The 9,471-nt window shown below is 68.8% G+C and carries 8 protein-coding genes; 7 read left to right on the top strand and 1 reads right to left on the bottom strand.

What is annotated here, in order from left to right:
• Positions 1-77: 77 nt before the first annotated feature.
• Together EK403_RS13710 and EK403_RS13705 are read left to right on the top strand one after the other, a co-directional pair.
• Complete coding sequence (locus EK403_RS13710) at positions 78-341, top strand: hypothetical protein (RefSeq protein ID WP_128778049.1); 264 nt, start codon at positions 78-80, stop codon at positions 339-341.
• Positions 338-577 (top strand): type II toxin-antitoxin system RelE/ParE family toxin, encoded by a 240-nt coding sequence (locus EK403_RS13705; RefSeq protein WP_245479700.1) that lies wholly within the window; start codon positions 338-340, stop codon positions 575-577. Before EK403_RS13710 ends, EK403_RS13705 begins: the two co-directional genes overlap by 4 nt.
• Positions 578-630: 53 nt before the next feature.
• Here the strand turns inward: EK403_RS13705 and EK403_RS13700 are convergent, their stop codons facing one another.
• Positions 631-1,827, bottom strand: coding sequence for a PQQ-dependent sugar dehydrogenase (locus EK403_RS13700; protein ID WP_128778048.1), 1,197 nt, complete (start codon positions 1,825-1,827; stop codon positions 631-633).
• Positions 1,828-2,123: 296 nt separating this feature from the next.
• Here EK403_RS13700 and EK403_RS13695 point away from each other — a divergent pair, with 296 nt between their 5' ends.
• The 5 genes from EK403_RS13695 to EK403_RS13675 all read left to right on the top strand — a co-directional run bounded on the left by EK403_RS13695 (position 2,124) and on the right by EK403_RS13675 (position 9,243).
• Complete coding sequence (locus tag EK403_RS13695) at positions 2,124-3,512, top strand: flagellar hook protein FlgE (protein ID WP_128778047.1); 1,389 nt, start codon at positions 2,124-2,126, stop codon at positions 3,510-3,512.
• A 29-nt stretch (positions 3,513-3,541) separates the two neighbouring features.
• Positions 3,542-5,371 (top strand): flagellar hook-associated protein FlgK, encoded by a 1,830-nt coding sequence (gene flgK / locus EK403_RS13690; RefSeq protein ID WP_128778046.1) that lies wholly within the window; start codon positions 3,542-3,544, stop codon positions 5,369-5,371.
• A gap of 11 nt (positions 5,372-5,382) precedes the next feature.
• Positions 5,383-6,939 carry a flagellin N-terminal helical domain-containing protein gene (locus EK403_RS13685; protein WP_128778045.1) on the top strand — a complete coding sequence of 519 codons (1,557 nt, stop codon included), beginning with the start codon at positions 5,383-5,385 and terminating at the stop codon, positions 6,937-6,939.
• 366 nt (positions 6,940-7,305) lie between these two features.
• The gene (locus EK403_RS13680; RefSeq protein WP_128778044.1) at positions 7,306-8,670 is read left to right on the top strand and encodes an alkaline phosphatase; all 1,365 of its coding nucleotides are present in this window, start codon (positions 7,306-7,308) and stop codon (positions 8,668-8,670) included.
• Between the two features lie 81 nt (positions 8,671-8,751).
• Positions 8,752-9,243, top strand: coding sequence for an anthrone oxygenase family protein (locus tag EK403_RS13675; protein WP_245479699.1), 492 nt, complete (start codon positions 8,752-8,754; stop codon positions 9,241-9,243).
• Positions 9,244-9,471 lie beyond the last annotated feature (228 nt).

Below are 9,471 nucleotides of genomic sequence, written 5' to 3'. Positions count from 1 at the left end.
GGGGCGCCCGCCGGCTCCCCGGCGGTCCGCTGACGGTTTTTGAGGCCGCGTGCTAGGGTCTGCGCGAAGGAGAGCGCATGTCCGTCGACGCCAAGGCCCTTGCCCTTCCGCCCGAACTCCTAAGGGAGCTCGTGGCGCTGTCCGAGACCTATCGGCAGCCGCTCGACGAGCTTTTGGAGACCGCCGCCCGGCGGTTCCTCGAAGAAGAGACGGACTTCATCGCGAAGATCGAAGCCGCGCGCGCCAATTCGGCGGCCGGCAAGACCATTCCATGGGAAGAGGCCCAGAAGCAGTTCCGGGAGACCATCGCGCGCGCGGCGCGGCGCCGGACGCCCGCTTGAGGGACATCCGGATCGAGACTGTCGCGCGCGACGACCTCGACCGCATTTTCGCATGGATCGCGGACGAAAATCCCGCCGCCGCCGAACGGGTCCTCGACCGCATCGACAAGACCATCCGCGGGCTTGCGGATTTCTCGACAGGGCGGCCGGGCCGACTGCCCGGCACGTTCGAGGAGATCGTGCCGGGACTGCCCTACATCGTCATCTACGCGACCGAGACGGCGAGGAGACCGTAACGATCCTCTTCGTCCAGCACGCCTCGCGGGACTTTCCCCGAGGCGCTGAGCGGTCAGCTCCGCGCTTTCTCCGGCTTCAGCCTGAGCAGGCGGCCTTCCTCGCTGTCGGTCAGCAGATAGAGCATGCCGTCCGGGCCCTGACGGACGTCGCGGATGCGCTCGCCGAAGTCCTCGAGCAGCCGCTCCTCATGGGTGACCTTGGTCCCGTCGAGCTCGAGCCTGGCCAGCGTCGGGATCGCGAGCCCGCCGACGAAGGCCGAGCCCTTCCAGGCCGGATAGGCGTCGCCGGTATAGAAGGCGAGGCCCGAGGTCCCGATCGACGGGACCCAGTAATGCACCGGCTGCTCCATGCCCTCCTTCTGGGAGGGGCCGATGTCGGCGCCTGAATATTCCTTGCCGTAGGTGATGACCGGCCAGCCGTAGTTCTGGCCGGCCTCGGGACGGTTCAGCTCGTCGCCGCCGCGCGGGCCGTGCTCGACCGTCCAGAGCTTGCCGTCCGCCGGGTTGACGGCGGCGCCCTGGATGTTGCGGTGCCCATAGGACCAGATCTCGGGCTTCGCGCCGTCCTTGGCGTCGAACGGATTGCCGGCCGCCGGGCTGCCGTCCCGGGTCAGCCGCACCACCTTGCCGAGCGTCTCGTCCAGCGCCTGCGACTTGACGCGGAACTCGCGGTCGGAGCGCTCGCCGGTGGTGACGAACATCATGCCGTCCCCCGCGAACACGATGCGCGAGCCGAAATGCTTGGTGGACTGGTACTTCGGCGTCTGCCGCCAGATCACCTCGACGTCGTCGAGCCGAGGAGCGTTGCCCGCGAGCCTGCCGCGCCCCAGCGCCGTGCCGTTCACGCCGCCCTCCCCGGCTTCCGCGAAGGTGAAATAGACGAGCTTCGTCTGAGCGAAGTCCGGCGCGACCGCGACGTCGAGCAGGCCGCCCTGCCCGCGGGCGTCGACCTTGGGAAGTCCCGTCACGGGCGCCGAAAGCTTGCCGTCGGGCAGCACGATGCGCATCCGGCCCGCCTTCTCGGTCACGAGCATCCGGCCGTCAGGCAGGAAGGCGACGCCCCATGGCCGCTCGAGCCCCTCGGCCACGGTCTCGACCGAGAACGCCTGCTTCTCGGACGCGACGACCTCCGAGGCCTTCTTGGATTGCCCGACCTTGGACTGCGCGACGGCGAAGCTCGCGCCGGCGCCCGCGGCGAGCGCGGCGGCGAGGGCGATGGCGGCGGCTCGTCCGGTCAGCGGAAACGGCATGGCGGCGCTCCATGTTGAATCGCTGCGGCGCAGATATGGCCCGGATCGCGTGAATCCAATCACGATCGATCACTTTGCGATCAACCGACAAATGACGGCGCTTCCATGACCGGAGGCTGCGTCCGGCCCGGCAAAACCTGCCGGCCGGCAACACACGCCGGGCCTCGCCTCCGGCAGTCCTCCGTCCAACCCATTGAATTCGCTCGATGCAACTCGTGGCCCGCCGCTTGCGACGCTCCTGCGGGGAAACCGCGCGGGCGAGTCCGCGCCGCGTATCCGCGTATCGGGAGACCGCAATGGGCATTTACGGCGCGCTGACGACCGCGGTCAGCGGACTTCAGGCTCAATCCTTCGCGCTCGAGAACATCTCGGGCAACATCGCGAACTCGCAGACCGTCGGCTACAAGCGCACCGACACCTCCTTCGCCGATCTCGTGCTCGGCGGCGACATGAATGTCCGCCGCCAGGTGGCGGGCTCGGTGCAGGCCTTCTCGCGCTCGACGAACGACGTGCAGGGCACGCTGGCGGCGTCGAGCTCGTCCACCTCGATCGGCATCCGCGGCTCCGGCTTCTTCCTAGTGCAGGACCAGACCGGCGAGATCGACGGCAAGCCGACCTTCGACAGCGCCAACCTCTACACCCGCCGCGGCGACTTCGAGGTCGACCGGAACGGCTACCTGGTGAACGGCGCCGGATACTTCCTGATGGGCGCCAAGCTCGACCCGGCGACCGGCAACGCGGTCGGCTCGACCAACGAGGTGATCCAGCTCACCAAGGACTTCATGCCCGCAACCGCGACGACCGCGATCGACTACCGCGCGAACCTCGCGAGCGTCCCCCAGACCACGAATTACCAGGCCGGCGACCCGACGTCGTGGCTGCTCGACCCGGACATCACCGGCGACGTCACCGGCGCCCGGTCGGAGGAGTTCCTCGCCTCGACGATCAGCGGCGACGCCGTCACGGTCTACGACGTCAAGGGCGGCGCGCACGACGTGCAGTTCCGCTGGGGCAAGGTCGCGAACGAGGACTCTTCGGCGACCCCGGCCGTCAAGGACAGCTGGGCGCTGTTCTACATGTCGAACAACGAAGCCGGCGCCGACGACGTCGCCTGGACCCGCGTCGACGCCGATTCCTCGACCGGCGGACAGCAGAATTACGAATTCGACGACAAGGGCTTTCTGACGAAGCCGTCCAACGGCATCGTGACGCTCAACGATCTCACGATCGACGGCGCCAATCTCGGGGCCATCGCGCTCAACCACGGCACGGCCCTGACCCAGTTCGCCGACACGAGCGGCTCGGCGGAGGTGAAGCAGCTGACGCAGGACGGCGCCTCTTCGGGCTCGATCACCAGCATCGAGATCGCCGATGGCGGGCTGGTCAACGCCACCTACTCGAACGGCAAGTCGCGGCCGCTCTACCGCATCCCGGTGGTGAGCTTCTACGCCGAGAACCGCCTGGCTCCGGTCGACGGCGGCGCCTACGCCGCGACGATCGCCTCCGGCCAGCCGCTCGAGGACGCCAACGCCGAGATCATGGGCCAGGCGATCGAGCAGTCGAACGTCGACATCGCGGACGAGTTCACGAAGATGATCGTGACCCAGCAGGCTTATTCGGCCAACACGCGGGTGGTCTCGACCTCCGACTCGATGATGCAGGACGCGCTCAACATGATCCGCTGAGGCGGGTCAGGAGCCGGAGGGCGGCGTAAATGGGTTTGTCGTCGGCGCTCGGCGCCGCCCTGTCGGGTCTCAAGACCAGCCAAGCCGGGCTCGACCTGGTCGCGGCCAATGTCGCGAACGCGCAGACGCCGGGCTACGTCAAGAAGACGCTTAGCGTCGAACAGGTCGTCTCGGGCGGCGTCACCATCGGCGTGCGGACCGACGACATCCGTCGCGAGCTCGACCTCTATCTGCAGCGCACGCTCCGTTCGGAGGCCGCCGGCGCGGCCTTCGCGCAGGCGCGCGCGGACTATCTGGACCGGGTCCAGACGATCTTCGGCACGCCCGACGGGGAACTGTCGCTCGACACGTCGGTCTCGAAGTTCTCGGCGTCGCTCGACGCGCTCGCGACGTCGCCCGAGAGCGGCGGCGCCCGCGCCGAGGTCCTGGCGCAGGCGCAGACGCTCGCCCAGACGCTGAACGCCGCCTCGCGCGACGTCCAGGATCTTCGCGGGCAGGCCGACCAGCAGATCGCCGAGGGCGTCACGGCGGCCAACGACGCGCTCAAGTCGATCGAGGACCTGACCAGGCAGATCGTCGGCGCCAAGAATCGCGGCCAGCCGACCGCCGACCTCCTGGACCTGCGGGACGTGGCGATCGACACGCTCGCCTCGCTGGTCGACGTCCGGGTCGAGGACGTCGGCGCGTCGGGCGAGATCCGCGTCAAGACGTCGTCGGGTCTCTCGCTCTATGACGGGGCGGCCTCGACGCTCAGCTTCACGGCCGCCGGATCGGTCGGACCGGAGGACGCCTACGGGGCCGGGCTCAGCGGGATCACGCTGACGCGGCCGTCCGGGCAGTCCTTCGACCTGCTCGCCTCGGGCCAGCTGCGCTCGGGGAGCCTGCGCGCGCTCGCCGATTTGCGCGACAAGACGCTGCCGCAGGCCCAGACCCAGCTCGACGAACTCGCCGCGAACCTCGCCCAGGCGCTCGGAACCAAGGTCGAGGACGGCGCCGCCATCGCGGGCGGCGTCGACCTCACGACCGCCGGCGCCGCTTCGGGCGACCGGCTGACGGTGAGCTATCAGTCCGGCGCCGGGGCGCGCTCGGTCACCGTGGTCAATGTCGGCGACCCGTCCCGGCTGCCGCTCGACGACAGCGTCACGGCCGATCCGGACGACATGGTGATCGGCGTCGACTTCTCGTCGCCGACCGCAGCGGCCGATCTCGACGCGGCGCTCGCGGCGCGCGGTGTCGCGATCGACGTCGCGACCTCGGCGGACGGCTTCGCGTTCACGTCCGGGGCGGCCGGCCTGACGATCACCGGCGGGCAGTCCCGGCTCACCGCCGCCGCGCTTTCCGGCGACGGGCTCGCGCTGCCCGTGTTCGTCGACGGCTCGGGGGGCGGGGTCTATTCCGGCAGCCTCGACGGGCGCGGCCAGCGGATCGGCTTCGCGGGCCGCATCACGGTCAATCCGGCGCTTCTGGACGACCCGTCCGCCCTCTCGGTCTACGCGACCGGCGCGGCGGCGGGCGACGCGTCCCGCGCGACCTTCCTGAGCGAGGCGCTCAAATCCGATCGGAGCTTTTCGGCCGACACCGGGATCGGCGGCGCCTCGCAGCCCTTCAGCGGCTCGCTGGTCGATTTCGCGCAGGCCGCGATCTCGGCCCAGGCCCGGGCGAGCGCGACCGCGACCCGCGTCGCGGAAGGCCAGTCGCTCGTCGTCTCGTCGCTGCAGGACCGGCTCTCCACCGAGTCCGGCGTCAATGTCGACGAGGAGATGAGCCGCCTGATCCAGCTCCAGACCGCCTATGGCGCGAACGCCCGCGTCATCACCGCGGTCAAGGAGATGATCGACATGCTGATGAACGCGGTCTGAGGTTTCGGAAGATGAGCTCGATCGGTCCTTATGCGGCGAGCGGGGTCGGACGGCCGAGCCTGACGCGCGCGCTCACGGAAAGCCGCGGCCAGCTCGACGACCTCCTCGTCCAGCTTTCGACCGGCAAGGTTTCGCAGTCCTATGCCGGGCTCGGTGCCGGCGCGAGCTCCTCGCTCGCGATGCGGAGCCGGCTATCGGCCATCTCTTCCTTCGGGGCGACGGCCTCGACGGTGACGCCGCGCATCAACCTGATGGCGACCACGATCACCCGGCTCGACGACATCGCCGCCGAGTACAAGCTGACCGACCCGAACGAGTACACGCTGACCAGCGGCTCGGTGACGATCGCCCAGAGCCAGGCGTCCGTCGATCTCCAGGAGGCGATCTCGGCGCTCAATCTCGAGGTCGGCGGGCGTCACCTGTTCTCCGGCCGCTCGACCGACGTGAAGCCGGTCATCTCGGCCGACGCGATGCTGTCGGACGACGGCGCCAAGGCGGGTCTCCGAACCGTCATCTCGGAGCGCAAGCTCGCCGATCTCGGCGCCGACGGGCGCGGCCGGCTCGACGTCTCGGCGCTCTCGGGCTCGAGCTTCACGGTCTCGGAGGAGGCGTCGGGGCCGTTCGGCTTCAAGATCTCCTCGCTCTCCTCCGAAATGACCAACGCGGTCGCGAGCGGGCCTGCGGGCTCGCCGCCCGGGATCACGCTCGGCCTCACGGGCCAGCCGCAAGCCGGCGAGCAAATCCGCGTCGGGCTCACCCTGCCCGACGGATCGACCGAGACCGTGACGCTGACCGTAAAGGACCCGGCCGACACGTCCGCGCTCGGCGAAGGCGAATTCCGGCTCGGCGCGACCGCGGCCGAGACCGCGGAGAACATGCGGACGAGCTTCGACGCGGCGCTCAAGACGCGGGCCTCGACAGATCTCGTGGCGGCCTCGGCCATGCAGGCCGGCGAGGAGTTCTTCAATGTCGCCCCGGGCGCCGAGCCGGCCCGCGTGGCGGGCTTCGACGGCGTCTACGCGACCGACGCCGACCGCGTCGCGGCGCTTCAGTCGGCGACCGGGCTCACATCCACCGGAACGGCGGCCAGGACCGTGTCCTGGTATGTCGGCGAGACCGGCTCGGACGATCCGCGCAAGACCGCGGCCGCGACCGTCGACGAAGGCGTCGGGGTCGCGTATGGCGCGCGCGCCAACGAGGACGGCCCGCGCCGCGTGATCCAGAACCTCGCGGTGTTCTCCGCCATGACGTTTTCGACCGGCGACGCGGACGGCAAGGCGCGCTACTCGGCGCTCGCGGGCCGCACGATCGAGAGGCTCGGCGCGAGCGAGACCGCGACCGACCTCCAGACCATGGCGGTCGACTTCGCCTCCGCCGCGTCGACGATCACGGCGGCCGGCAAGCGGCACGCGATCGCGAAGGACATGGCGCAGACCGCCGTTTCGGGCGTCGAGGACGTATCTAAGGAAGAGGTCTCGCTGAAGATCCTCGCGCTGCAGACCCAGTTGCAGGCGAGCTATCAGGTCACCGCCAATCTGAGCCAGCTCACGCTCGTCAACTTCCTCTAAGGCGCGGAGTTCGGACTCCCGAACTTCTTCTGCCGCGTCCCCACGCGCCGCCGCGGACGTCCTTGCGCGGGCCCTACTCGCACGTATGCAGCGGGGATGAGGATCGGATCGCCTGATCCTCGTCTCAAAGATGAAATCGTTCTTTCGCGCTTGTTCGGCGCAGGACTTGCCTGCGCGCCGACCTCATATTGCGCTCACGCAGGCTTCGCTGCTTTGCGGCCGTCGAACGCGGCGCGAGATCTTCCGGCCGACTTTTAGAGCGATTCTGTCATCTCACGTTTGTGAACAGATCATAGCAGGGCGTTGCTTCAAGGGCGGCACGGCCGTCTTGGACCATCGCGCAACTTTTTCCTCGGAGAATGACCTATGAAAAAAGGTCAATTGCTTGCGGCCTCGGCCGCGGCGCTGCTTTTCGGGCTCGGGACGCAGATCGCCCAAGCGGATGATCAGGCCGATGCCAAGGCGGGCGCCGCGAAGAACGTGATCCTCTTCATCGGCGACGGCATGGGCGTCTCGGAGGTCACTGCGGCCCGCTACTATCAGTACGGCGCCAGGGGTCGGATGAACTTCGACAAGCTTGGCTCCACCGGCTACCAGACCACCTGGTCGCTCAAGCCGGGCGAAGGCCCGAATTACGAAGTCGACTACGCGCCGGACTCGGCGTCGACCGGCACCATGTGGGCGACCGGCAAGAAGACGATCGACGAGCGCATCTCGCAGGGCCCGAGCTCGGCGATCGACGTCCCCGGCAAGAACCTCCGGACGGTCCTCGAAGTCTTCCAGGCGAAGGGCAAGCGGGTCGGCAACGTCTCCACGGCCGAGATCACCGACGCCACGCCGGCCGTCCTGAACGCCAAGATCAGCATCCGCGGCTGCCAGGCCCCGAAGGACATGGGCCTGTGCCCGACTGAGACGAAGGCCAAGGGCGGCCTCGGCTCGATCGCCGAACAGACCGTCGATCACAAGGTCGATGTCGTGCTTGGCGGCGGCAAGGGCCGCTTCGACGACGCCGGCGGCGCGATCGCGGGCGGCGTCGACGACGGCAAGACAGTCGTGCAGTCCGCGGAGCGTCAGGGCTACAAGGTCATCGGCTCCAAGGGCCAGCTCGAGCGTCTGAAGGCGTCCGACATGCCGGTTCTCGGCCTGTTCAACGCCAGCAACATGACGACCGAGTGGACCGGCCCGCAGGCGATCCCCGGCGACGGCGTCAAGGCGCATGAGTGCGAGACCGGCCACCGTCCGAACAACGAGCCGTCGCTCCAGCTCATGACCGAGAAGGCGATCGAACTGCTGCAGGGCAAGCGCGGCTTCTTCCTGCAGGTCGAGGGCGCCTCGATCGACAAGCAGGACCATGCGGCGAACGCCTGCGGCCAGATCGGCGAGACCGTCGCGTTCGACCGCGCGATCGGCGTCGCGCTCAAGTTCCAGGAAGAGAACCCGGACACGCTGATCATCGTCACCGCCGACCATTCCCACACCAGCCAGATCGTCGCCGAGGACAGTTCAGGAACCGGCAACCCGACCGGCTACTCGGACAATCTGATCACCAAGGACGGTCAGGTCATGCGGGTGACCTACGGCACCGCCGGCGGGCCTGGCCCGGTCGCGACGCCGCCGAGCCAGCAGCACACCGGCGCGGTCGTTCCGATCTGGGCCAAGGGCCCCGGCGCCTCCGCCATCCTCGGCACCACGGACCACACCGACCTGTTCGACATACTGCAGGGCAAGTGATCCGGGCATGAATCGGGAGATGGTCGGGTGTATGCTCGACCATCTCCCGGACCCGACCGCGGTCCACGGGGCGTCCGGAGGATGGCGAACGGGGACGCGATGGCGACGCTGGCTGAAGTCCTGGCATTCGCGAGCGCGCTCGGCGCCGGGCTCATGGGCGGCTTCTTCTACGCCTTCTCCGGCCTCGTGATGCCGGCGCTCGGCCAAAGGCCGACGCGCGAGGCGGCGGCGGCCATGCAGACGATCAATGTCGTCGTCCTCAACCCGCTGTTCTTCGTCCTGTTCTTCGGAACCGCGCTCATCGGCCTGGGGTCGGCGATCTCGGCGCTCGCTTTGCCCGCGGACAAGGCCGCGGTCGCGACCGTTGCGGCCGTCGTGTACGTCGCCGGCTGCGTCGGCGTGACCATGGCGCGCAACGTGCCGCTCAACGAAGAGCTCAAGGCCGCGTCGGCGGACGGGCCGGCGATCGAGGCGCTCTGGCGCCGCTACCTCAGGGACTGGACCTGGTGGAACCACATGCGGACGATCGCCTGCGTTCTGGCCGCCGCCGGCTTCATGCTGGCCCTCGCCTGAGACCGTTAGCCAGGACTTAACCATGAAATTCGTTTGTCGGGCCGGCCGCGGAACCCGGCTCCGGCGTTAACCCGCGTTTAGCGGCGGCGGCGGGACTGTCCTCGGGCGCCTCAGGAAGGGGCGTGAACACACCTCCTAGGACAGGAGCGCCGTCATGGCCGACATCACCCTCAACTCCGCCGTCCGTTCGAATCTGCGCACTTTGCAGTCGACGACGGATCTCATGAA

The organism is Hansschlegelia zhihuaiae (assembly GCF_004103825.1).
Taxonomy (GTDB): domain Bacteria; phylum Pseudomonadota; class Alphaproteobacteria; order Rhizobiales; family Methylopilaceae; genus Methylopila; species Methylopila zhihuaiae.
The sequence above is the reverse complement of the archived record's forward strand: the minus strand, read 5'-3'. Positions and strand labels throughout refer to the sequence as shown.

Bases quoted from the DNA above. Each gene is read 5' to 3' on its own strand.
- EK403_RS13710 (WP_128778049.1), top strand. From the start codon at position 78: ATGTCCGTCGACGCCAAGGCCCTTGCCCTTCCGCCCGAACTCCTAAGG.
- EK403_RS13700 (WP_128778048.1), bottom strand. From the start codon at position 1,827: ATGCCGTTTCCGCTGACCGGACGAGCCGCCGCCATCGCCCTCGCCGCC.
- EK403_RS13695 (WP_128778047.1), top strand. From the start codon at position 2,124: ATGGGCATTTACGGCGCGCTGACGACCGCGGTCAGCGGACTTCAGGCT.
- flgK (WP_128778046.1), top strand. From the start codon at position 3,542: ATGGGTTTGTCGTCGGCGCTCGGCGCCGCCCTGTCGGGTCTCAAGACC.
- EK403_RS13685 (WP_128778045.1), top strand. From the start codon at position 5,383: ATGAGCTCGATCGGTCCTTATGCGGCGAGCGGGGTCGGACGGCCGAGC.
- EK403_RS13680 (WP_128778044.1), top strand. From the start codon at position 7,306: ATGAAAAAAGGTCAATTGCTTGCGGCCTCGGCCGCGGCGCTGCTTTTC.
- EK403_RS13675 (WP_245479699.1), top strand. From the start codon at position 8,752: ATGGCGAACGGGGACGCGATGGCGACGCTGGCTGAAGTCCTGGCATTC.